The organism is Bacillus sp. M13(2017), assembly GCF_002218325.1.
GTDB lineage: Bacteria > Bacillota > Bacilli > Bacillales > Bacillaceae_G > Bacillus_A > Bacillus_A thuringiensis_K.
This window is the reverse complement of the sequence record NZ_KZ268513.1, coordinates 1-21,965: the sequence shown is the minus strand read 5'-3', so window position 1 is coordinate 21,965 and position 21,965 is coordinate 1. Positions and strand designations below refer to the sequence as shown.

Here is a 21,965-nt window from a genome sequence, read left to right as displayed (position 1 = left end):
CAAAATTCAGGGAAAGCAAAGAAGTGAGGTGGGGATGGGCTGCCGCAAAATCCCGATTGGTAAGAGCTGATTAAAATTTCACTTTATAAATAAGAACGGTGAGTTGGCCATGAACCTTGAAGTTTCCGAAGCTGTATAATTTGTCCTGTATGATAAGCATCATGCAAAAGGATATTCATATATTGTTGCCAAACTGGTAGAGAAGGACTTAGTTGATCTAGTTCTGCTTCTTGAAGGGCGGTTAATGAAGATTGTAAGGCATCATGTACTTGAAGCGTTCGCTTTACTGTTTGTTGCCAAGCGTTATCATCATTAGGCTCACCTTGGATAAAGGTTTCATCATTATTTTGTGGAGCAACAAATGTGTTGTCTTCATGTAAGCGGGAAAGTAGGCGTTCTTTAAAGATTAATAAATGGTTCACATTTTCCCAAATCGTATTACTGGCAGCACCTTCTGGTTGCCAACATGCTTGTTCAGCAGTAAGATTTTTTAACGCTTCTGATATTGGTGGGTACCATTCTTCTTCGTAAAAAACTTGTTGGACTCCATTTTGCAACATTTCTTTTCTCCCCATTCGTATAGCCTCCTATTCATTTTTCTTAATAAAATCAATTCTCTTTTCTCTTCAATAAACCTTCTTTATAGCTGATCAAGAGAAGGAAATGCAATGTATAAAAGAGGCATTAAAAACTTTCATTTTTAATAATCAAGGTTTTAATTGAGTCAGAATAAAAAAGAGTATAAATCTTTTCTATTTGCTCATTGATTAGAATATTTTTAAAGTTGTAATATAATTCTAAAAATATAGAAGGTATAATTCGATAAAAATAGAATTAAATATATAGCAAACAAGGAGGGATAAAAATGGAGGTCTATCACATAACGAGTAGAAAGAGAGAAACTTATAACGTTCAAGTGAAATATTCGATACTTTTCGAATGTGCACTTGGCATTGCTGCGATTACTCATAAGCGGTTAATTGATACTCTTGAAAAGAGTCAAAATGAATGGGAAGAAATTAAGAAATCATTAACAGAAGAAATGAGAGAGCACTTACAGTTTGTAGAGGAACATAATACGTGGAAAGCGTTACTTCAGTTGTTGTATAAAGGGGAGTTTCAGGAAATATCACAGTTTCATACTAAAATCAATGCGCTTTCAGAAGTAGATTTGAAATATATATGTTTACCGTTTTTAGGCGAGAAGCATGAAAAGAAAATACATTTAGCAGCGAGTGGAGACGTAACTGCAATACATGAACTAGAGGAACTAACGCAGGATCATCAGTTTTTCTCTACGTATATTCGTTTTATATGTAATGTGGATGTACAAGTGCTGAAACCTCATTTAATCGCTGTAATGACAGGTTGGTATGAGAGTGTTATTCAGAAAGAGGAAGAGAAAATACTTTCTATATTACAAAGAGACTATGAAGCGAAAAATGAGATGAATAAAAAGATGAAACCGGAAGAGTTCGTCGAGTGGGCGACTGGCGGTGTGAACTATATGCCAGAACCAAGTGTTCATAATGTACTTCTTATCCCGCAAATGACGTACAGACCGTGGAATATTGAGGCGGATATTGAAGATACGAAAGTATTTCATTACCCAGTTGCAAACGAAAGCATCCATCCTGAAGATCTATATGAACCGAATTATTTTTTAGTTCAAAAACATAAGGCGCTTGGGGATGAAGCAAGGTTACGCATTGTAAAAATGTTGTTTGAAAAAGAAAGAACATTGCAGGAAATTACAGAAAGACTGCAACTCGGTAAATCGACTGTACACCATCATTTGAAATTGTTACGTGCAGCGAAGTTAGTAGATATACATGACGGGAAATATGTATTAAGAAAGAAAGCAGTACAGTCGTTAGCGAAAGAATTAGATATGTTTTTGAATAGATAATTAACAACGAGAATGTACATAGAGGGAGGAATATAAAAGAAAAGTTGGTGTATGAAATTGAAAAATGTATTGAAAAATCGTTCGTTCTTTTTCATGTGGATAGGTAGCGCGATTTCAGAATTGGGCGGGGCTTTCGGAACGTTATGTAATTCGATTCTTGTTTATGAATTAACAGGGTCAAAAACAGCTTTAAGTAGTATGTGGCTATTATATTTCATCCCATCACTCATACTGCAATTAATAAGTGGCCCATTTATTGATAAATGGAGCCGGAAGTGGATTATGATTTTTTCACAATGGATACGAGCATCCGTATTCTTATTACCTTTGGTGATGCTAGTTACAGATAGTATAGAAGTTTGGCATATTTATGTTGTTCAAATTGTAGTGGGACTTATTACACCTCTTTATACACCTGCGAGTCAGGCAATTACACCGAGCATTGTAAGTAAAGAACAACTTCAAGACGCAAATGCGTATATTGATGGAATGACTCGTCTCATGATGTTTCTTGCGCCAGTATTAGGTGGAGTAGTCATTCATTTCATTGGAACAGAACTTACATTATCTTTCGTATGTATTTGTCTATTTGTTAGTGGTGCTTTCTTACTTTATATAAAAGAAAAGAGAACTACAACAGATATACGAAAAACGTGGCTAGAACAATTCCTTCAAGGTTTTACATATTTTTTTACAAAACCAATCATCGTTTGGCTCGGTATATTTCTTACTTTTGTGCAGTTTGGAGTAGGGGTAACAATGGTCACAAATCTTCCTTATATAAAAGACGAGCTGTCAGCAGGATATGCAGAGTACGGCTATTTCATGGCAGGTTTTCCACTTGGCTATGTAATTGGCTCAGTATTAGTCGGAAAAGTAACATATAAAAGCCGGCGTATACTTATGCTTGGAGGATTGTTTATAGGAGGACTCACATACATTTCATTAGGGTTCAATCATAGTATTATTATTGCAATAATAATTGAAGTAATAGCAGGGATTTGTATTGCATTTTTCAATGTTTATAACACAACAATATGCCAACAAACCGTGCCGAATAATATGATAGGACAAGTATTTTCAGTGCGTTTATTTTTCATACGATCCGCTATGCCGTTAGGTGTGTTAGTAGGGGGAATATTGAGTGAAATGTGGGGAGTAAGAGTGCTATATTTAATCATCGGTGCAATTATATGTGTCACCTCTTTAATAGGAATGTTACTTCCATATTTCAAATTTTTAGATGAGGCGATAGAAAAGAAATCAGCATAATTCAAAAAATTAAAACTTTACAATTGAAAATAATTATCATAATCAATTATAATAGAAGAATAGTAGTATTCGTATTACAAAGAGGGAGTGGGATATATGTTTATCGAAACGAAAACATTTACAGTAAAAGAAGGTACATCAAATATAGTTGTAGAACGTTTCACTGGAGAAGGTATTATTGAAAAATTTGAAGGCTTTATCGACTTGAGTGTTCTTGTGAAAAAAGTAAGACGAGGAGACGAAGAAGTTGTCGTTATGATTCGCTGGGAATCGGAAGAAGCATGGAAAAACTGGGAAACAAGTGAAGAACACTTAGCTGGACATAGAGCGGGCCGTGGTAAACCAAAACCAGATCATATTATTAATGTGGATCATGCGGTTTATTATGTGAAATCATCGAAAGCGGCTTATCAACAGTCGTAATATACAAGCAGAGGATACATGTTGTAGAAGCAAACATGTATCCTCTTTTTTAATACTGGGGGATGGGAATGATAGAAAATTTTTCATTCATTTAAAAAAAGTTCTAGGCTATAGAAAAAATATTAGACTTATAAAGCATGGTCTTAGATGGAACGCTTGAATATCTTGTCTTACATATTTAAGTGTTATGAAAATGAGTCTATATACCCTCTGTTTAAAAGGAGATGAGTACATGAAGCTGAATCATTTAAATTTATGTGTTGATGATTTATCCCGCATTAACGGGCAGTAAGACCCCCACCTCAAAATTCAGCTAAAGAAAAGAAGTTAGGTGGGGGATCAACTGCTCGTAAAAGCCCGATTGATTCAACTAATAATCAGTGGGGGATGAATAAAACCCCACTAATTAAAGTTTCACTTTATCAGAAGCGACATATTTTTTTGAAACATTTTTTGATTTTCAATTTTTGGAGCAAAAGGGAAAGGCACTAGTAGTGATGAGAGTTGATTTATACTTGTACTAAGTGATCCAAAGGCATTTAAGGGGAATAAGGAAGTTACGTATCCGGAAGCTTTTCATATTGGTTTTTTAGTGGATACATCAAGTGAAGTGGATCAAGCGTATAATCGTTTAGTAGCCGGCGGCATTGAAATAGACAAGGAACCTTATTCGATGAGAGGTAGTAGTTATGGTTTTTATTTTACAGTATTTAATGGCTTATTAATTGAAGTGTCTTGTCTTGATTATAGAGAAGATAAGAAAGTTTCAAAGCTTAATAGTGATCATCAAGAGTAATCATTTGAAGGTGTATAAAATTTAAATATGTATCATATTAGAAGACGGATTAAGAAAGTTTCACTGTAAAGTAAAAAAGACAGACTAATAAATAGTCTGTCTTTTCACATTAATTCTTCACGTCATTATAAAGTTCAAGCGCCTCTTTCACATTCAATCCATTTTTCACAATACCATGTATCGCTTGAATCATCGCAGCAGGATGTTCAGATTGCCATATGTTCCGGCCCATGTCTACGCCGATTGCACCTTCTTGCAGTGCATTGTACGTAATGTTTAATGCATCTTCAATTGAATCTAGTTTTGGGCCGCCCGCGATGACAACTGGGGCAGGGCATGTGCTCGTTATTTTTTCGAATCCTTCGCAGTAATACGTTTTAATAATATCAGCACCCATTTCAACACATACGCGGGAAGCAAGTGCTAGAAAGCGAGCTTCACGTTTTTGTAATTCTTTTGCGACTGCGGTAATGCCGAGTACAGGTAGGCCGTAATCGTGAGCTTCAGAGACTACATTTGCGAGATTCGAAACAGTTTGTGTTTCATAGTCTGATCCGACAAAAACAGAAACGCCAACGCCAATTGCGTTTTGCTTCACTGCTTCTTTCACAGGTGTAACAATTGTTTCATTCGCTAAATCTTTACCGACGACAGTAGCGCCGCCAGATACACGCATAACCATCGGTGTGCTGCAGTTTTCAGGAATGCAGGAGCTAAGTACACCACGTGTTAAAAAGAGAGAATCCGTGTAAGGAAGTAAGTTTTTAACAGTTTCAAGTGGCTGTTCAAGCCCGTGGATTGGCCCTAAAAAGTAGCCGTGATCTATCGCTAACATTACCGCTCTGCCATCAGGTAAAATTGTATTTAATCGATTTTTAAATCCCCAAGTCATTCCAAATCACTCCTTCGTTAATGTTGGATTTTCCTTTTGTACCGTATCTTTATTTGGTAAATGTGGTGACTTTATAAAAACAGCTTTAAAAGGTTTGTCAGAATGGTTAATCAGATAGTGAGATTCATGAGGGCGAACTTGCAGGACATCACCTTGTTTAATCGGAACTCTTTCGTTATTTACATAGAAGTCTATTTCACCTTCTAACGCATAAAAAACTTCTTCACACGTTGTATGGTAATGATTTTGAAACTCTTGCCCAGGCTGAATGACAACAAGACCAAGATCAATATTCGGGCCTTGTATTAAATATTTCGGCCCGTTATCACCGAAGCGATAGGAGAAATCATTTTCATTCGCTTTTAACATACAGTTCACTCCTTTATGTAAATGTGTTACAGTGCACCAGGCGCAATCCACATATGTGTTGTAAGTCCTTTATCAGCTAAAGCGAGCTGACTGCTATACACGGTTTTCCATGTTTCATAGAATTCTTTGTATAGCTCGTGATTTTCAGTGATTGGTTCAAATGTATTTTCCCACTGTACAAATTGTTCGGCAGTCTCTTCCATAGATGAATATATGCCAGCGCCAACTCCAGCAGCAATTGCAGTTCCTAAAGCAGCTGCTTCTTTCACAACTGGTACTTTTACAGGAATGCCGAGAACGTCTGATAGAATTTGTGGCCATAGTTGCCCTTTAGCGGCACCGCCAGCAAAAATGACTTCAGAAGGGAATGTACCAGTAAGATTTTCAATTAGTTTTAAGTTTCCAAGTGTAACGAAGGCGGCATTTTCTTCAATAGCACGGAACATTTCTTTTTTTCCGCATTTGTCAGCGTCTAAACTTAAATTTAAGAATGAAGGTGCGGCATGACGCCAAGAAATGTAGTTCATAACGTTTGAAAAAGTAGGGATAATACCATATGAACCGACAGGAACGTCTTTCGCTTGTTCTTCTAATAATTCATAAGCGTCTACACCGAGTTTTTCAGCGAGCTTTTTTTCTTCTTGGCAAAAAGCGTCTCGAAACCAACGCATAACGAGGCCAGGGAAAAAGGCAATCGTTTCATATTGCCAAAGGTTCGGAACGACGTGACAATTTACTCGAATTGCAGCATTTGGATCCGTTGTTGACTCTGCAATATTCACTTCCTGTTGCCAAAAGCTGCCGCCGCATATTAAAGTTTGATTTGGTTTTACGACTCCAGTCCCGAGTGCTGCCATTTGAGCATCACCGCCGCCAGCGACGACAGGAATCCCTTCAAGTAAACCAGTTAGTGCTGCACACTCTTTTGTAACATTACCAATCACAGTGCCAGCTTCATTTACTTTTGGTGAAAATGGCAAAGATATACCACACTCTTTAGCGACATCGTTATCCCAATTTCTATTTTGTAAATCAAAGATTCCAGACGTACAACCGTTGGAAGGGTCGATTTGCAGTACGCCGCTTAATTTATACAAAATCCAATCATTTAACATCGTAAAGGAGTGAATATTGTTGTAGACGTCTGGTTCATGTTTTTTAATCCAAAGTAGGCGAGGTAAAGCACCTAATGAAAAAGTTTGACCAGATCTAGTATATAAATCTTCTTCAAGATGTGACCGTATTTCTTTTAGCTCACTAACTTCAGCGGATGCACGCCCATCAACATTTGCACAAGCCCAAATTTCTTGCCCATTTTTATCATATAAAACAAAACCTTCCCGCATACTAGTAGCACTAATAGCTTGAATAGAAGAAGGCGTGACATTACTTCTTTGTAAAACTTCTTTCGTGCATTGTTGTACTAGCTTCCAGTTTTCTATTACATCAAAATTCATAGAACCTGGGTAACGAGGATCCGTATTATGAACCCATTCTTTTTGACTGACCGCAATTTGATTACCTAGTAAATCAAAAAGAACAGCTCGAATGCTTCCTGTACCAGCATCAAAAGCTAATAAATGAGACATTAACAATCACCATCCTTTCGTAATAAGGAGAGGGCCGTTTCCTCATCGGTAATTAATGTATGAATGAACTTTCCCTTTAAGGCACCATAAATTGCATCTATCTTTTCTGTACCTCCAGCAACACCAACGACATGATTCATATTGCGCAAAATAGAGAGAGGCGTGCCAATTAGACGATTGTGATGCGAGAGCTCTAATAAATCACCATTCGTATTATAAAACTGTCCTAAAATATCGCCCGCCCCGTTTTGACTTCGAATATATGTCATTTCACGTAGCGTTAATTTTTCTTCTTTTACAATCGTAGCGTCTTGAGATAACCCGCCAATACCGACAACTGCTGTATGTGCAAGTGAAGCGACATGAAGCATATCTTTCACACTTGGTTCTGATAAAATACTTTGTGCCATTTCAGTAGAAGATGCTAGAAAAGGAGTAGGAATAATATGAAGATCACCTTGCATGTAGTGTAAATAGTTTTGTTTTCTTGGGAGATAGTGGTTTACTCCGCCTGTTAGCGTTACGAATGAAAGATTAATAGAACTTTCAAAATGAATGTTTTCTAGCATTTTACTTATCGTTTCACCCCAGCCGATGCCGAGTAAATCACCTTGTTGGAGATGAGTCTCTAAATATTGTGCAGCGGCTTTTCCGAGAGAAGTAGCATAATTGTTTATTGGAGTAGGGATAATGAAAGCATCTTTTAAGTAGAACTTTTTCATTAAATCACGTTCAATGCTCAAGCAATGCAAACCGGTTCCTTTTACGTGAAATGTAACGATACCTTCACTGCGTGCCTTATCTAATAACCGGACAACCTTATTTCTTGAAATATGAAGAAGTGAAGCAATCTCTTGTTGTGTTAATTGATCTTTATAATAGTACCAGGCTACTTTAGTTAATAAATTTTCTTCAAAGTTCAGCTGTGACATACTCTTCATCCCTTTCAACAATTGACCAATGCTTAAACATATGTGTCACATATTTTGTTTATTCCAGTTGAAACGATTAATAGTACATTGAAAAAAGTGTTCTAGATATGAAAAAAGGAATATACAATGCTACAAAACAAGTAGAACAAATAATCATTTTCTCAAAAAATGTTCTGGGTAAAGGCAGGTGACATCATGTGGAGAATGTGCCCTTATTACAAGTGAAGAAAATGAGTAAGGCGTTTTCGAATCAACTTGTGCTAAAGGAAGTGAACTTACAAGTAGAGCATGGTGATATATACGCTTTAGTTGGTGGAAATGGCGCCGGGAAATCGACATTAATGAAAATATTAATGGGGTTATATTCGTATGATAGTGGAGAAATGTATGTGAAAGGAAAGAGACAGCAGTTTGCAAATCCAAAAGAAGCACACCAAGAAGGGATTTATTTAATACCACAAGAACCGCTCATTTTTCCGCATATGACCATTGAAGAAAATATATGTATTGGGTTAAAAGAAAAGAAAAAGAAACTAAAAGTACAGATTCAGCAATTGATTAGCAGCTTAGGATGGGATATTGACCTTAATAAACTAGGAGGAACATTATCGATTGCGCAACAACAGTTAGTAGAAATCGTTAGAGGATTAATAAGAGAAGCTGAGATTCTTATTCTAGATGAGCCAACATCGACATTAACAACACATGAAATTAAGAGTCTTTTTGTGTTGATGAAAAGTTTACAAGAAAAAGGAATTGGGATGATTTATATTACGCATCGATTTCCAGAAATCTTTGAAATTGCCAGCAAAGTAGCAATACTACGTGATGGAATGGTTGTAAGCCAAGGTGATGTATGTGACTATACATATGACATGCTGATGGAGGGACTATTGCCAAAAGGATATAAACAGAAAGAGAAAATAGAAGTAGTTCAAGAGACAGCAAAGACGAAAAAAATATTAGAAGTGGTTGATATAAATGGTCACGCATTCGAAAATATATCATTCACTGTACATGCGGGTGAGGTTGTAGGTGTTGCTGGCATTATAGGATCTGGCAGAACGGAATTAGCAGAAGCGATATTTGGATTGAAAACTATAAAATCAGGGTCTATCTTATTGGGTGGAAAATCAATTGATACGTGTTCTTTGCATAAAAGGCTAGACGAAGGACTAGTTTATGTGCCAGAGGATAGGGCGAGGAATGGAATTTTCTCAATTGCTTCTGTTAAAGAAAATATTGCAGCAGCAAGTTTATATCAAAATAATCGCTTTTTTATAAATCAAGAAAAAGAAAGCGCTTTAGTTAATTCGTTTATAGAACAGTTCCGAATTGTTGTACAGAATATGAATAAAGAATTGGCATCTTTATCAGGAGGTAATCAGCAGAAGGTCGTGCTTGCGAAGTATCTTGCATGTAATCCTAAAATTATTATTCTTGATGAGCCGACTCGCGGAATTGATGCGAAAGCAAGGCTTGAAGTGTATGAGACGATAAAAAAAATGAAAAGGGAAGGACTCGCAATTTTATTAATCTCTTCAGATGTTGAAGAAATTGTCCAATTAGTAAACCGTGTATATGTAATGAGAAATGGGCGATTTGTTTCTCATATGGAAAAAGAACAACTGAGTGTGAATGAAGTTACACGCTTTGCATACGGAGGTGTAACGGAATGAAACGCATGTTAAAAATGCATGAAACGTCTATCATACTGTTACTACTAATTTATATAGCCATTGTCGGTATAATAAATCCTAGTTTTGTTCAGTTTAACTCGTTATCTTTAATAATGAAATCAAGCGTTATTTTAGTCGTTCTAGCAATTGGCCAATCGTTCGTTTTATTTACGAAAAATATAGACGTATCAGTTGGCTCAATTATGGGATTAAGCGCGGCAGTTTGCGGGATGTTGTTAACGAACGGGTATAATACATTCTTGTCAATTTTTGCTGCTGTAATGCTTGGTGCTAGTATTGGTTTCATAAACGGGATTGGCGTTGCAAAGTTTCGGGTACCAGCCATTATTATGACATTAGGGATGCTAGGAATTGTTAGGGGTGCAATGTTAATCTTCACAGGCGGGAAGTGGATTGAAGATATTCCAAATAATTTTAAGAAACTTTCATCTATCGTCATACTTGGTCTGCCGATAACTGTATGGGGTATTCTAATTGTTTTATTACTACTATATTTCTTTTTAAGGAAGGTACCTTACGGAAGATACTTCTATGCGGTAGGTGACAATGAAGATGGTGCGAGACTCATTGGTATACCTGTTAATCAAGTGAAGATAAATGCGTTTATTGTATCGGGCATAAGTGCGGCAATCGCTGGTTGCATATTTGTTATGAATATCGGGTTCGTTCCAAATCAAACTGGTACAGGAATAGAACTACAGGTGATTGCAGCTGCTGTGCTAGGAGGAATTCATCTAAAAGGAGGAACAGGTTCTATATTTGGAGCTGCACTAGGAGCATTGTTTTTAGAAGTGATAAGCAGTTCACTTATCTTTTTAAAAATACCAGCATTTTGGAATAATGCTATTTCAGGTTTTTTACTATTACTTATTATCATATTAGATAGCGTCATGAAGAAGTGGAAAGCAGAAAGGAGAATGAATCTATGAAGTATTTTTACAAATGGGAAGGTGTGTTAATCATATTACTTCTTATAGAATTCATTTTCTTTAGTTTTATAAACAGCAATTTCTTAAATATTAGTAATCTCCTTTTTAGTACAAATGATTTTCTATTCATAGCAATCGCGGCAATTCCAATGACTTTCGTTATTGTAACAGGAGGAATTGACGTATCTGTAGGATCAATTATGGGGCTAACCTCGATTTTAATTGGTGTGTTTTGGATGAATGGAATTCATATTTTACTAGCAGTAATAATGGCACTTATAGTCAGTTGCTTAGCAGGAGCTTTAAACGGAATCATTATAAAATTGACAGATGTAGAACCACTAGTCGTTACACTCGGAACGATGTTTTTATACGGAGGAATTGCACTCGTCATTTCAGGAGGGGCAGGTGCTTCTGGATATGAAGGGATAAGCGGTTTACCTGATACTTATGTACAACTAGCAAATGGTAGTTTTATAGGAATACCCAATTTATTATGGCTACTTATTTTATTAACAATTGTATGCACGATTTTGTTTCACCGAACGATATATGGGCGCCACGTAAAATTAACAGGCGCGAATGAAAATACAGCAAAATACACCGGGATTAAAACGAAAAAAGTAGTAATCATTGCTTACATACTTTCTGGGTTAGGAGGTGGATTAGGAGGAGCTTTCTTAACTGCATATTTCAGTTCTGCACGTGCTGATATAGGAAGCGAAACAATATTACCAATCATTACAGCAGTCGTCTTAGGCGGTACACTTATTACAGGCGGAAAAGGAAGCATTATCGGTACTGTACTGGCGAGTATTTTCATTGGGCTCATGCAGTATGGCTTGCAAATGACGGGTTTAACAAATGAACAATCTAACGTAGTTATTGGTATTATCCTTATTCTTTCAGTTATTATGAGACATTTCAAATTACATCAATTTTTAGCGGGAAAAAGACAGAGTTTGCATAAGGGGGAAATGTCATGAAGAGAAAACTAGGGATTGTATTGATCGTATGTATTTGCCTAATTGGTTTAATAGCTTGTTCCAGTCAAACGGTAGATAAGAAAAAAGCGGATGATGTGAAATTTGCATTTATTCCGAAATTAACAGGAGTTGGCTTCTTTACATCGGGCGGTGAAGGAGCAAAGGAGATGGGAGAGAAGCTAGGCGTACAAGTGAAATATGATGGGCCGTCTGAAGCGAGTGTATCAGGGCAAGTAAAGTATATAAATAATTTTATTAACCAAAACTATGATGCACTTATGGTTTCCTCTACATCAGTTGATGGTTTATCGCAATCACTACAACGTGCTAAGAAAAAAGGAATGACCGTCTTAACATGGGATTCTGATGTGAATCCGAAAGATCGTTCTTTTTATATAAGCCAAGGAACACCAGACCAACTTGCTAACTTATTAATAGAAATGACTTCTAAGCAAATTGGAGATAAAGGAAAAGTAGCATTCTTTTATTCTAGCCCGACAGTAACGGATCAAAACCAATGGGTAACGAAAGCGAAAGAAATTATTAAAAAGAAATATCCGAACTGGGAAATTGTAACGACGCAGTACGGTGAAAATAATGCACAAAAATCTTTATCCGTAGGGGAGAACATATTAAAAACGTATCCAGATATTAACGCAGTTATTTGTCCAGATGCAACAGCACTCCCAGCAATGGCGCAGGCAGCTGAAAACTTAAAAATGGATAAAAAAGTAGTGTTAACTGGATTTTCTACACCGAACGTTATGCGTGATTATGTAAAACGAGGAACAGTACAACAATTTGGTTTATGGGATGTAAAACAACAAGGTGCTCTCGCAACGTATGTAGCAAATGAAATTGTTGTAAAAGGGAAGAAGTTAAAAGTAGGGGATAGCTTCGAAGTAAAAGGAATTGGAAAAGTGAAAGTAGAGCCAAACTCCATTCAAGGATATGATTATGAGGCAGAAGGGAACGGAATTATCGTATTACCAGAACGAGTTGTATTTACGAAAGATAATATTGATAAGTATAATTTTTAGTAGACAAAAAAACGTCCGAATATATCGGACGTTTTTTTATTTCTGCATTAATTATGAACAGTTTCTTTTTCGTTTAATCCAAGTGTACGACCAGTAGAAGTGTGAAGATCTTGGAACAATCTTGGATTTTCAGTTAGTGAAATGCCATATGAAGGAATCATTTCTTTTATTTTTTCTTCCCATTCTACCATGCGGCTTGGGAAACATTTTTCTAATACTTCGAGCATGACGTGAACAGCAGTAGAAGCACCTGGTGATGCGCCTAGTAATGCGGCGATTGAGCCGTCAGCTGCACTTACTACTTCTGTACCAAATTGAAGTGTTCCTTTACCGCCAGCATCAGTATCTTTAATTACTTGTACACGTTGTCCAGCAACTACAATATCCCAATCTTCACTTTTCGCGTTCGGAATGAATTCGCGTAATTCTTCCATACGTTTTTCATGTGATAACATAACTTGCTGAATTAAGTATTTTGTAAGTCCCATTTCTTTTACACCAGCGGCTAACATCGTTAAGACGTTATTCGGTTTTACAGAACCGATTAAGTCAAGATTTGAGCCAGTTTTTAAGAATTTAGGTGAGAAGCCTGCGAATGGTCCAAACAGTAAAGCTTTTTTATTGTCTATATATCTCGTATCTAGATGAGGTACAGACATTGGCGGAGCGCCAACTTTAGCTTTACCGTACACTTTCGCATGATGCTGCTCTACAACTTTTTGGTTTTTACATACCATAAATAGTCCACTTACTGGGAAGCCACCGATATGCTTTGATTCAGGGATACCAGTCTTTTGAAGTAGAGGTAGGCTACCGCCACCGCCGCCAATAAATACGAATTTAGCAGTATGATGCTCAATTTTACCACTATTCATATCGTGTACTTTTACTTCCCACAAACCATTTTTCGTGCGCTTAATATTTTCGACACTATGCTTGTAGTTTAGCTCGACATTTTTTGTTTTTAAGTAATCAAACAACATACGTGTTAATGCACCGAAGTTAACATCTGTTCCAGAGTCAATCTTCGTTGCCGCTATCGGTTCATTAGATGTGCGGCCTTCCATAATGAGTGGAAGCCATTTTTTTAATGTTTCAGGAGCATCAGAAAATTCCATTCCTTGAAAGAGTGGATTTTTTGAAAGCGCTTCAAAACGGTTTTTTAGAAACTCAACATTTTTTTCCCCTTGTACTAAACTCATATGAGGTAGTGGCATAATAAAATCTTGTGGATTACGAATTAATTTGCTCTTTACAAGATATGCCCAAAATTGTCTTGAAAGCTGGAATTGCTCATTCACTTTTACAGCCTTACTAATATCTATAGATCCGTCAGCTTTTTCGGAAGTATAGTTCAGTTCGCATAGCGCAGAATGCCCTGTACCTGCATTATTCCATTCGTTAGAGCTTTCTTCCCCGGCACTTGCGAGTTTTTCAAAAACTTTAATTTCCCATTCTGGTGCTAATTCTTTTAGTAATGAGCCTAACGTTGCACTCATAATTCCTGCACCAATTAAGATAACGTCTGTTTTTTGCTGCATGTTGCTCATGATAATCTCTCCATCCCCTATATTGGCAAAAAAGTGTAGGTGTTTTCTATGTCTAAGCCGTAAAAGAGAAACACCGCCTAGGCCCCACCTAGGTGTATACCTTTTTTGTCTCAATTATATAACCATCTCATACTCTATTATAATAATTAATAGACTAAAATATCTAGTGTTATCTGATAATTTTAAACTATTTAACGTTTTATTCGCTAAAAATCTTATTTAACAAGCTCTTTTAAGGTGGTAAATAGAAAAAAATTACAGTTTGAAATTATCTCGAAAAAGCTTACGTATCCTTAAGTGACTAGATCGAGTACCTTTTTATGGGATTATTCTTTCTGTAATGGTAAGATTATTCTGAAAAATAAAAAGGAGGGATTTTAATGCGTACAAAAGAGCAAATTTCAAACTTATTTCGAAACTTTTCAATAAAGGAATGTAAAGGGTCAAGTGATTTATATGAATATTTATCGATAAAAATTGCTGAAGATGAGGAAGTACTTACACTATCTTCCTATGCTCAGGTAGGTCAACCAGTCCCAAACTTACTATTAGGTGCAGTACATTATTTATTGCTAGCAGGGAAAGAACATTATTTAAAAACGTATTATAGTAGCTTAGTCGAATATGTTGATACAAATTTAGATAAAGCTTTTAATCATTTTAAAGATTTCTGTAAAGAGTACCGAGAAGAAATCATTACTTTGTTACAAACGAAACTCGTTCAAACAAATGAAGTAAGACGGTGCGCATACTTATACCCAAGTTTCTGCTACATATTTAACAAAGTGAAGAAGCCGTTAGCGTTAATTGAAATTGGGACAAGTTCTGGGTTGCAACTGTTCTGGGACCAATATCGTTATTCGTACGGGACGGATGAAATGTACGGAAATATAAATTCAAATGTGCATGTAACTTCTGAAATAAGAGGGGAGAATGTACCGCATTTTCTAAAAGAAAGCCCATCTGTCGTAGAAAGAATCGGACTGGACTTACATGTGAATGATTTACATAATGAGGAAGATTATTTATGGTTACGTGCTTTAATTTGGCCAGAACATAAAGAAAGGCTTGAGATGTTTGATCAAGCTGCATCTTTAGTGAAAAATGAATCTGTCCAATTAATAGAAGGAGACGGTGTAGAGCTATTATCATCTATTATTGAACAAATAAGTGAAGAAGCTGTTATTTGTATTTTCCATACACACGTCGCAAATCAAATACCAGAACAAGTTAAACAGAAATTAGAAAAACAAATACAAGAAATCGGCGCAAAACGTGATGTATTCCACCTGTATAACAATATGTGGGATCGTGACCTTCATATTGATTATTATATTAACGGAAACGAATATCGTGAAACGGTTGGAGAAACAGAAGGACACGGGAGATGGTTTAGCTGGAAAATTGGAAATGAGACGCTTATTTAGATTAATATGGGCGCCCTCACTTGTAAAAGAAGGGACCATAGGCTCAAGAATTGACTAAATGGTTAAGGAATAAATGTATTAGTAACATACAAAAAATGCTTCGGAGAAATCCTAAGCATTTTTTGAATTACATTTAAACCCCATAATGGATCATGTACTTCTGTTCTGCTGCAGCTTGTACAATTTTTGAAGCTAACTCATTCAGCTCATCAGATTTTTTGAAGAACTTTGAAGATGTAACTGTTTCATAGAAAATTGCTAATGATTCAGGCGGGATAATTGTAATACCGTAATAAGCTAAACCGTATTCCTGATTTTTGACTGTATGAAAGTAGGTTTTCATAATTGATAAATTTCGACTTAAGCTACTGATAATATCATCAGCAACAGAAATACAATAATATTTCTCTGGTGTATAATCATTGTAACTTTTTTGAGAATTAAATTCGTCAATTATTCCAAAATCATGGACACATGCCATCATTATCATCCTTTCAAATTTAATAAAATGATTTCTATTAAAGTAAAATGTCTATTCGTTTAAGTGTAATAGAAATAGTTATGTAGTTCATAAAATATTTTCGGTTTTTCTTCGTGAAAACAGTTTATTTATCGATGAACTCATCAGGAGTCCAAGTGGCGATTTCATTCCCAGGTGCAGCGGCTACAAGCCATTGCTCACATAGGACACCAGCTTGCCAACATTCATAATAATCATGAAAACCATTTACAAAAATAATTTGTCCGCTCTCTAAATTAATAATTAAATGAGGGCTTTCTAAGCCGAGTTGTATATCGGTAACTTTTTGTCTTCTTATCTCAAATATTCTCTCATATTCTTCTTCCTCAGAATAATCTTCAAATTCATCTTCATTTAATGGGTATCTTTTTTGAGGTTTATGAAATAAACACCATTTTGATTCGATATTGATATATAATTGCCCGTCATAATCAACGGAGTCGTGAAAGTTTGTAAACTGAATCTTTATAGTGCCTGAAGAAATACCAAATTGTAATCCATCAACTTGTGATCCGATAAAGAGATTTTTTAACACTTTTTCAGCGTAAATTTTATCCTCTGTATTCATTCTTGAATTCCTCCTTTTCATAAAAATATACCTTATATTTTTATTGTAATAAATAAATTTTCATGTAAAATGAACCTTTTGTGAAAAACGAGCGAATATAGTGTGAAAGATTATGAGAGGGGAACGGAGCTTTGGATGAAGTACAATTAAAAGAATGGCTATATAAAATGGGGTCTGGGGACCAAGAAGCCTTTCAAATTATTTATGAATATACATGTAAAGATATTTATAGAACAGTAGTATTTTTAGTAGGAAGTCAAAACCAAGATGTAGACGATATAGTTAATGAAGTGTACATCAATATGTGGAAGTCCATAACAAACTATGATATAAATCGTTCATTTCGTTTTTGGTTACATGGACTAGTTGTCAAGGAAGTACAGGATTGGCGTCGTAAATCGTGGCGACGATTTCGAATCTTTGAAAAGAAGAAAATGTATGAACAAGATCGGCCTTACTTAATGGATGAAGCTATTTTACATAAAGAAACACGAAGTGAATTAGTAGAAGTTGTACAAAATTTATCTTATAAACATCGTGAAGTAGTCATTATGCGTTACTTCCATGAATATAGCTTGGATGAAATTGCTACACTTCTTCAAATCCCTATTGGTACAGTGAAATCTCGACTACACACAGCACTAAAACGATTAAGAATGGAAATGGAACAAATGCCAAACGAAAGGGAGGAAGAAGTAAATGGATTTTGAGAGATATGTAACGAATGAACTAAAAAGAAAAGCAGAGAGTCTAGACCCGTCTCCAAATCTAGATAATCAAGTGAAAAACTCTTTTTATAAATACCAACTGTCGAAAATGAAAAGGAAGATTTCTATGAAGAAAAAATTATTGCTTGGATTTGTAGCTGCGGCAATTTTAATACCGACCGGTACTTTTGCAGGTACAACATTAATGGATAAAATTGTAGGGACACCAGAAAAAGCAAGACAAGATATGGGAATGACTGAGGATGGTTATAATGGCGTAATGGAACGTATAGAAATTGCTAAAAGTATATTTACAGAAAAGGATTTTGATAAGTATGTAACTTTATTACAGGAATCGTACTATTTTTATAAAAAAGTAAGTGTCGTAGAGAATGGTGAGAGACAATATACAGCTACAAATCGTCTAAATGCTGATGAAGAAATGAGAGAAAGAGCGGTAATGGAACAATTACATACATATGAAGAAAGAATAGATCAACATTTTACCTATACATTTGAACAAGCTGAACAAATAACTGGTTTTCCAATCAAGCATCCAACATATATTCCAGTTGGACATCAATTAGTATTTGAAGAGGTAAAAGCTGAAGCAACACTAGGAAAACCTATGCCACTTATTACGATGAGATATGAAAAACAAAATGTAAAAAAACAGCCACATACTTCAGAGGCAGAATTAGGTTTTACAATTCATCAATTAGAAATTGTTGAAGGAGAATATAAAGATTACTTTATTGATAGACCATTTGATAAACCATCTGAAAGAGGACCTAATTTTACTGGAAATATAAAGAAATATAAATTAAATGGCTATGACGTTACATTCGGTGAGTATAAAGAATCGAATGTAAGGGCTATGAAAATAATTGTGCCAGCAAGGGAAGGGAGAAATGCATATCAAGTGTATATAAATGATAGTATGCTGTCTAAAAAAGAGATTGAGAACGTTTTACTTTCGATGATTGAATAGTTATTCGGTATAAGTGATTGATAATTATATTATGTAAACTTCTTTTTTACAAAACATCCATTTTTAAAAATGGATGTTTTGCATTTAGATAGATTAGGTGGAGTGTATATTTAAAAAAAGCGGAATACTTTTCGGAAAGATAAAAACATTTTTCGGATCATATTTCGCTTTTACTTTCATTAATCGGTCAAAGTTACAACTGAAGTATGCATCTGGCCAATTTTTAATGGATAGGTCAGGCGTATTAACGTAGACACCTTTTGTAAATGGAAGCATCGCTAAGCGGAAGTCTTCAACCCATCGAATACTTCCAGCGGCACCTTCTGGTTGCTCCCAAGTAGCGAATATTGACATGTTTGATAGTGCTTTTCGGTAAAAGTAAGCAGTTGCCCCATTTGGCACCTCAGCAACAGCACCGCCTAATCCGCGGGAAAATATGGAGGTGGTAAAAAAGGGTAAGTTAAATCGTAATTTCTATTTGATTGCCTTCTGGATCACCTATTACACTTTCATAATAGCCATCTCCAGTAAAACGTGGTCCATTTAATAAAGGATAACCAGCATCTTTTATCACCTTTGTCAGTTCATTCACTCGTTCTTCACTACCGACAGAAAAAGCCATATGAGCATAGCCAGTTATGTTTAAATTAGGCTTATTTTCAACCCCTTTTTTACGCATAAGTTCAAGCCTTGCTCCAGATTCGAACGTGATAAAATAAGATTCAAATTGTTTCATTTCATTATGGTATAACGAGTTTGCTTTACCGTTAAAGTATTTTATATAAAAATCACGCATACATTCTAAGTCATTTACCCAAATTGCAATATGTTCAATTTTCATAGGTTTCACCAATCCTATCTGTATCAATTAGGCTTCCACTGTATTAAATTTACATTTGCATTGCAACAATTTTGCTTTGGTGTTAAAGCTAGTTGTTAATTTTTGATTATATACGTACATACAATATGTAATTAAGTGAATGACCATCATAGTAATTACAGAAAAGGGTGAATGAAGCATATGAATCAATTTGAGCAAATGATGTACGTTGGTGTCATCATGTCTATTGTACTATCCGTAATGATTTTAGGGTCCTTATATTATAATCCTCGACTTTCGTTAACTGATTATCCGAAAGATATTCAAAAAGTAGTTTTTCCAAAATCGATTCATGAAAGAAAGCAAACCATTTATTTTAATATTGTATATAATACTATTCTTTTCGGTAGTCCCTTCGTTTCTACATATATACTACATAAGCATGAAAAATTAATGTATATGGATGCCTATTTACACACTTTTGGTATTTTAATGATTTTCAATTTAGTAGATTTACTTATAATTGATTGGCTAATTTTTTGCTGGATTACTCCAAGGTTTGTTGTGATTCCTAGTACGGAAGGTATGAAAGGATATAAAGATTATAAGTTTCATTTAAGAGGGGCTATAGTCGCTACTCAAATTTTAGCAATCGTAAGTTTATTTTTGGCGGGAATTGCCACAACTATTTAGTGTGAAGAAGGGCATGGAGCTTTTATAAAAGATAAGGAGATCTATAATATATAGAATTAGAAATGAGAATTTGATAGTATTGGAGTAAGGAGTTTTAATAACAGTATATTAAACAATATTAATATATTGTTGCAAATGTTTTGATATTATGTAAAATTATACAATTTTACGGAGGCATTTGATAAAATTCAAAAAAATATAATGGAGGCTAATATGAAAAAAGTAATTGGCGCAGCAACCGCAACTGTTTTTGGATTGGGGGCGTTTACCACAACTGCTACCGCAGAAACAATCGTAACAGCAGATGTACTTAACGTACGTGAAAAACCGACTACAGAATCAAAAGTGGTCGAAAAAGTAAAGAATGGGCAAGAGTTAAAAGTCATAAATACCGAAGATGGCTGGTCAAAAATTGAGTTAAACGGTAAAGAAGTGTTTGTTAGTTCGGAGTTTACAAAAGATGTGTATCATGTAACGGCGGATTTGTTAAATGTACGTACTGAAGCAAACACAGATTCAGAAATTCTTGGCAGACTAAAAAAAGATGATGTAATTGAATCAACGCATCAAGTAAAAGACGGATGGCTGCAATTTGAGTATAAAGGAAAAACTGCTTATGCAAACGTTTCTTTCCTATCAAGTACAGCACCAACTGAAAAGAAAACTGAAGAGAAAACAAAGCAAGTAGCGAAAGTACAAAAATCAGTTAAAGAAAAGAAAGAAGTAAAGACGCAGAAAGTAGCAAAAGTGAAAGAAACAACGAAAGCACCAGAAATAGTAAAGCCTAAAGAAGAGGCAATAGTATCAGAGAAAGTAAAAGTTAAGGAAGAACCGAAAGCGCAAGAAATAGTAAAACCTAAAGAAGAAGTAAAAGTTAAAGAAGAACCGAAAGTGCAAGAAATAGTAAAGCCTAAAGAAATAGTAAAGCCTAAAGAAGAAGTAAAAGTTAAAGAAGAAGTAAAAGTTAAAGAAGAAGTAAAAGCGAAAGAAATAGCAAAGCCTAAAGAAGAGGCAAAAGTTAAAGAAGAAGAAAAAGCACAAGAAATAGCAAAAGCTAAAGAAGAAGAAAAAGCAAGAGAAATAGCAAAAGCTAAAGAAGAAGAGAAAGCAAGAGAAATAGCAAAAGCTAAAGAAGAAGAGAAAGCAAGAGAAATAGCAAAAGCTAAAGAAGAAGAAAAAGCAAGAAAAATAGCAAAGGCTAAAGAAGAAGAGAGAGAGCAAGAAATAGCAAAAGCTAAAGAAGAAGAGAAAGCAAGAGAAATAGCAAAAGCTAAAGAAGAAGAGAGAGCAAGAGAAATAGCAAAAGCTAAAGAAGAAGAAAAAGCAAGAGAAATAGCAAAGGCTAAAGAAGAAGAGAGAGCGAAAGAAACATCTAAAAACAACATACAGTCTGCTAAACGTGAATTAACGGTAGTAGCGACAGCGTATACTGCTGATCCAAGTGAAAATGGTACATATGGTGGACGCGTTTTAACTGCGATGGGGCATGATTTAACGGCAAATCCGAATATGAGAATTATCGCAGTTGACCCGAAAGTAATCCCGTTAGGATCTAAAGTATGGGTAGAAGGTTATGGAGAAGCTATCGCTGGTGATACTGGAAGTGCAATTAAAGGTAATCGTATTGATGTATTAATGGGTTCAAAAAGTAAAGCTATGAATTGGGGAAGACAAACTGTTAAAGTGAAAATTTTATAGTAACTATAATGATCCAAATAGAAGTCAGTTCTCTTTATGAAGTGACCCCCGAAAGTTAGACAGGTCGTTTCATTAGGCAGCCTCTAGGGTATGAGCCCGGTATTGTACTGGGCTCATACCCTTTAATTTTGCCTTAATTCTTTTATGATTATAG

General features: G+C 35.4%; 23 protein-coding genes and 1 pseudogene. 13 read left to right on the top strand and 11 right to left on the bottom strand.

What is annotated here, in order from left to right; translation table 11 throughout:
* Positions 1-83 precede the first annotated feature (83 nt).
* Positions 84-575: a DinB family protein gene (locus tag CGQ22_RS24235; RefSeq protein WP_000532729.1), complete on the bottom strand. Its 492-nt coding sequence runs from the start codon at positions 573-575 to the stop codon at positions 84-86.
* A gap of 290 nt (positions 576-865) precedes the next feature.
* On the opposite strand from CGQ22_RS24235, the gene CGQ22_RS24230 reads away from it, so the two are divergent.
* The 4 genes and pseudogenes from CGQ22_RS24230 to CGQ22_RS24205 form a co-directional block, all read left to right on the top strand.
* A complete protein-coding gene (locus CGQ22_RS24230; RefSeq protein WP_089149464.1) occupies positions 866-1,909 on the top strand; it encodes an ArsR/SmtB family transcription factor in 1,044 nt (347 codons plus the stop codon).
* 51 nt (positions 1,910-1,960) lie between these two features.
* Complete coding sequence (locus tag CGQ22_RS24225; RefSeq protein WP_089149463.1) at positions 1,961-3,181, top strand: MFS transporter; 1,221 nt, start codon at positions 1,961-1,963, stop codon at positions 3,179-3,181.
* A 96-nt stretch (positions 3,182-3,277) separates the two neighbouring features.
* On the top strand, positions 3,278-3,604 hold the full coding sequence (gene hmoA, locus CGQ22_RS24220) for a heme-degrading monooxygenase HmoA (protein ID WP_000469496.1): 327 nt from the start codon (positions 3,278-3,280) through the stop codon (positions 3,602-3,604).
* A 419-nt stretch (positions 3,605-4,023) separates the two neighbouring features.
* A pseudogene (locus CGQ22_RS24205) lies at positions 4,024-4,400 on the top strand (VOC family protein); the annotation flags it as partial.
* 109 nt (positions 4,401-4,509) lie between these two features.
* Here CGQ22_RS24205 and lsrF read toward each other — a convergent pair.
* From lsrF to CGQ22_RS24185, 4 genes are read right to left on the bottom strand one after another with little or no spacing between them, the layout of a single operon-like run.
* Positions 4,510-5,292, bottom strand: a complete 783-nt coding sequence (gene lsrF, locus CGQ22_RS24200) for a 3-hydroxy-5-phosphonooxypentane-2,4-dione thiolase (RefSeq protein ID WP_000219774.1) — start codon at positions 5,290-5,292, stop codon at positions 4,510-4,512.
* Between the two features lie 6 nt (positions 5,293-5,298).
* A complete protein-coding gene (locus tag CGQ22_RS24195) occupies positions 5,299-5,661 on the bottom strand; it encodes a cupin domain-containing protein (RefSeq protein ID WP_000909983.1) in 363 nt (120 codons plus the stop codon).
* Positions 5,662-5,687: 26 nt separating this feature from the next.
* On the bottom strand, positions 5,688-7,250 hold the full coding sequence (gene lsrK / locus CGQ22_RS24190; protein WP_000018829.1) for an autoinducer-2 kinase: 1,563 nt from the start codon (positions 7,248-7,250) through the stop codon (positions 5,688-5,690).
* Entirely contained in the window at positions 7,250-8,182 is a 933-nt protein-coding gene (locus CGQ22_RS24185) for a sugar-binding transcriptional regulator (protein ID WP_000080669.1), read from the bottom strand. Before CGQ22_RS24185 ends, lsrK begins: the two co-directional genes overlap by 1 nt.
* A gap of 197 nt (positions 8,183-8,379) precedes the next feature.
* Between CGQ22_RS24185 and CGQ22_RS24180 the strand changes: the two genes are divergently transcribed.
* Genes CGQ22_RS24180 through lsrB form a run of 4 tightly spaced genes read left to right on the top strand, consistent with a single transcriptional unit; the run spans position 8,380 to position 12,837 of the window.
* The gene (locus CGQ22_RS24180; RefSeq protein ID WP_000432622.1) at positions 8,380-9,861 is read left to right on the top strand and encodes a sugar ABC transporter ATP-binding protein; all 1,482 of its coding nucleotides are present in this window, start codon (positions 8,380-8,382) and stop codon (positions 9,859-9,861) included.
* A complete protein-coding gene (locus CGQ22_RS24175; RefSeq protein WP_074593322.1) occupies positions 9,858-10,811 on the top strand; it encodes an ABC transporter permease subunit in 954 nt (317 codons plus the stop codon). The genes CGQ22_RS24180 and CGQ22_RS24175 overlap by 4 nt, the downstream gene beginning before the upstream one ends.
* Positions 10,808-11,797, top strand: coding sequence for an ABC transporter permease (locus tag CGQ22_RS24170; protein WP_000873523.1), 990 nt, complete (start codon positions 10,808-10,810; stop codon positions 11,795-11,797). Before CGQ22_RS24175 ends, CGQ22_RS24170 begins: the two co-directional genes overlap by 4 nt.
* On the top strand, positions 11,794-12,837 hold the full coding sequence (gene lsrB, locus CGQ22_RS24165) for an autoinducer 2 ABC transporter substrate-binding protein LsrB (RefSeq protein WP_000823668.1): 1,044 nt from the start codon (positions 11,794-11,796) through the stop codon (positions 12,835-12,837). Before CGQ22_RS24170 ends, lsrB begins: the two co-directional genes overlap by 4 nt.
* 47 nt (positions 12,838-12,884) lie before the next feature.
* On the opposite strand, the gene CGQ22_RS24160 is transcribed toward lsrB, so the two are convergent.
* Complete coding sequence (locus tag CGQ22_RS24160) at positions 12,885-14,387, bottom strand: malate:quinone oxidoreductase (RefSeq protein ID WP_089149462.1); 1,503 nt, start codon at positions 14,385-14,387, stop codon at positions 12,885-12,887.
* Between the two features lie 380 nt (positions 14,388-14,767).
* Between CGQ22_RS24160 and CGQ22_RS24155 the strand changes: the two genes are divergently transcribed.
* On the top strand, positions 14,768-15,814 hold the full coding sequence (locus CGQ22_RS24155) for a DUF2332 domain-containing protein (RefSeq protein ID WP_001259288.1): 1,047 nt from the start codon (positions 14,768-14,770) through the stop codon (positions 15,812-15,814).
* 133 nt (positions 15,815-15,947) lie between these two features.
* Here the strand turns inward: CGQ22_RS24155 and CGQ22_RS24150 are convergent, their stop codons facing one another.
* A complete protein-coding gene (locus CGQ22_RS24150) occupies positions 15,948-16,295 on the bottom strand; it encodes a hypothetical protein (protein WP_000752494.1) in 348 nt (115 codons plus the stop codon).
* Between the two features lie 124 nt (positions 16,296-16,419).
* Positions 16,420-16,902, bottom strand: a complete 483-nt coding sequence (locus CGQ22_RS24145) for a hypothetical protein (RefSeq protein WP_001090922.1) — start codon at positions 16,900-16,902, stop codon at positions 16,420-16,422.
* Between the two features lie 131 nt (positions 16,903-17,033).
* Here CGQ22_RS24145 and CGQ22_RS24140 point away from each other — a divergent pair, with 131 nt between their 5' ends.
* Positions 17,034-17,612: a sigma-70 family RNA polymerase sigma factor gene (locus CGQ22_RS24140; protein WP_000344753.1), complete on the top strand. Its 579-nt coding sequence runs from the start codon at positions 17,034-17,036 to the stop codon at positions 17,610-17,612.
* Positions 17,602-18,600, top strand: coding sequence for a hypothetical protein (locus CGQ22_RS24135; RefSeq protein WP_000345240.1), 999 nt, complete (start codon positions 17,602-17,604; stop codon positions 18,598-18,600). The genes CGQ22_RS24140 and CGQ22_RS24135 overlap by 11 nt, the downstream gene beginning before the upstream one ends.
* 93 nt (positions 18,601-18,693) lie before the next feature.
* Here the strand turns inward: CGQ22_RS24135 and CGQ22_RS31675 are convergent, their stop codons facing one another.
* A complete protein-coding gene (locus CGQ22_RS31675) occupies positions 18,694-19,002 on the bottom strand; it encodes a BBE domain-containing protein (RefSeq protein WP_002164073.1) in 309 nt (102 codons plus the stop codon).
* Between the two features lie 58 nt (positions 19,003-19,060).
* Positions 19,061-19,441 (bottom strand): VOC family protein, encoded by a 381-nt coding sequence (locus tag CGQ22_RS24125; protein ID WP_000687533.1) that lies wholly within the window; start codon positions 19,439-19,441, stop codon positions 19,061-19,063.
* 180 nt (positions 19,442-19,621) lie between these two features.
* Here CGQ22_RS24125 and CGQ22_RS24120 point away from each other — a divergent pair, with 180 nt between their 5' ends.
* Positions 19,622-20,113, top strand: a complete 492-nt coding sequence (locus CGQ22_RS24120; RefSeq protein WP_001071245.1) for a hypothetical protein — start codon at positions 19,622-19,624, stop codon at positions 20,111-20,113.
* A gap of 213 nt (positions 20,114-20,326) precedes the next feature.
* Positions 20,327-21,811: a cell wall-binding protein EntB gene (gene entB / locus CGQ22_RS24115; protein WP_089149461.1), complete on the top strand. Its 1,485-nt coding sequence runs from the start codon at positions 20,327-20,329 to the stop codon at positions 21,809-21,811.
* A 72-nt stretch (positions 21,812-21,883) separates the two neighbouring features.
* Here the strand turns inward: entB and CGQ22_RS24110 are convergent.
* Positions 21,884-21,965: IS3 family transposase (locus CGQ22_RS24110; RefSeq protein WP_140420774.1), on the bottom strand; the 82-nt coding region annotated here is incomplete at its 5' end.

What these genes read in the sequence shown, in the direction of transcription:
- CGQ22_RS24235 (WP_000532729.1), bottom strand. Translation starts at nt 575, where the DNA reads ATGGGGAGAAAAGAAATGTTGCAAAATGGAGTCCAACAAGTTTTTTAC.
- CGQ22_RS24230 (WP_089149464.1), top strand. Translation starts at nt 866, where the DNA reads ATGGAGGTCTATCACATAACGAGTAGAAAGAGAGAAACTTATAACGTT.
- CGQ22_RS24225 (WP_089149463.1), top strand. Translation starts at nt 1,961, where the DNA reads ATGAAATTGAAAAATGTATTGAAAAATCGTTCGTTCTTTTTCATGTGG.
- hmoA (WP_000469496.1), top strand. Translation starts at nt 3,278, where the DNA reads ATGTTTATCGAAACGAAAACATTTACAGTAAAAGAAGGTACATCAAAT.
- lsrF (WP_000219774.1), bottom strand. Translation starts at nt 5,292, where the DNA reads ATGACTTGGGGATTTAAAAATCGATTAAATACAATTTTACCTGATGGC.
- CGQ22_RS24195 (WP_000909983.1), bottom strand. Translation starts at nt 5,661, where the DNA reads ATGTTAAAAGCGAATGAAAATGATTTCTCCTATCGCTTCGGTGATAAC.
- lsrK (WP_000018829.1), bottom strand. Translation starts at nt 7,250, where the DNA reads ATGTCTCATTTATTAGCTTTTGATGCTGGTACAGGAAGCATTCGAGCT.
- CGQ22_RS24185 (WP_000080669.1), bottom strand. Translation starts at nt 8,182, where the DNA reads ATGTCACAGCTGAACTTTGAAGAAAATTTATTAACTAAAGTAGCCTGG.
- CGQ22_RS24175 (WP_074593322.1), top strand. Translation starts at nt 9,858, where the DNA reads ATGAAACGCATGTTAAAAATGCATGAAACGTCTATCATACTGTTACTA.
- CGQ22_RS24170 (WP_000873523.1), top strand. Translation starts at nt 10,808, where the DNA reads ATGAAGTATTTTTACAAATGGGAAGGTGTGTTAATCATATTACTTCTT.
- lsrB (WP_000823668.1), top strand. Translation starts at nt 11,794, where the DNA reads ATGAAGAGAAAACTAGGGATTGTATTGATCGTATGTATTTGCCTAATT.
- CGQ22_RS24160 (WP_089149462.1), bottom strand. Translation starts at nt 14,387, where the DNA reads ATGAGCAACATGCAGCAAAAAACAGACGTTATCTTAATTGGTGCAGGA.
- CGQ22_RS24155 (WP_001259288.1), top strand. Translation starts at nt 14,768, where the DNA reads ATGCGTACAAAAGAGCAAATTTCAAACTTATTTCGAAACTTTTCAATA.
- CGQ22_RS24150 (WP_000752494.1), bottom strand. Translation starts at nt 16,295, where the DNA reads ATGGCATGTGTCCATGATTTTGGAATAATTGACGAATTTAATTCTCAA.
- CGQ22_RS24145 (WP_001090922.1), bottom strand. Translation starts at nt 16,902, where the DNA reads ATGAATACAGAGGATAAAATTTACGCTGAAAAAGTGTTAAAAAATCTC.
- CGQ22_RS24135 (WP_000345240.1), top strand. Translation starts at nt 17,602, where the DNA reads ATGGATTTTGAGAGATATGTAACGAATGAACTAAAAAGAAAAGCAGAG.
- CGQ22_RS24125 (WP_000687533.1), bottom strand. Translation starts at nt 19,441, where the DNA reads ATGAAAATTGAACATATTGCAATTTGGGTAAATGACTTAGAATGTATG.
- CGQ22_RS24120 (WP_001071245.1), top strand. Translation starts at nt 19,622, where the DNA reads ATGAATCAATTTGAGCAAATGATGTACGTTGGTGTCATCATGTCTATT.
- entB (WP_089149461.1), top strand. Translation starts at nt 20,327, where the DNA reads ATGAAAAAAGTAATTGGCGCAGCAACCGCAACTGTTTTTGGATTGGGG.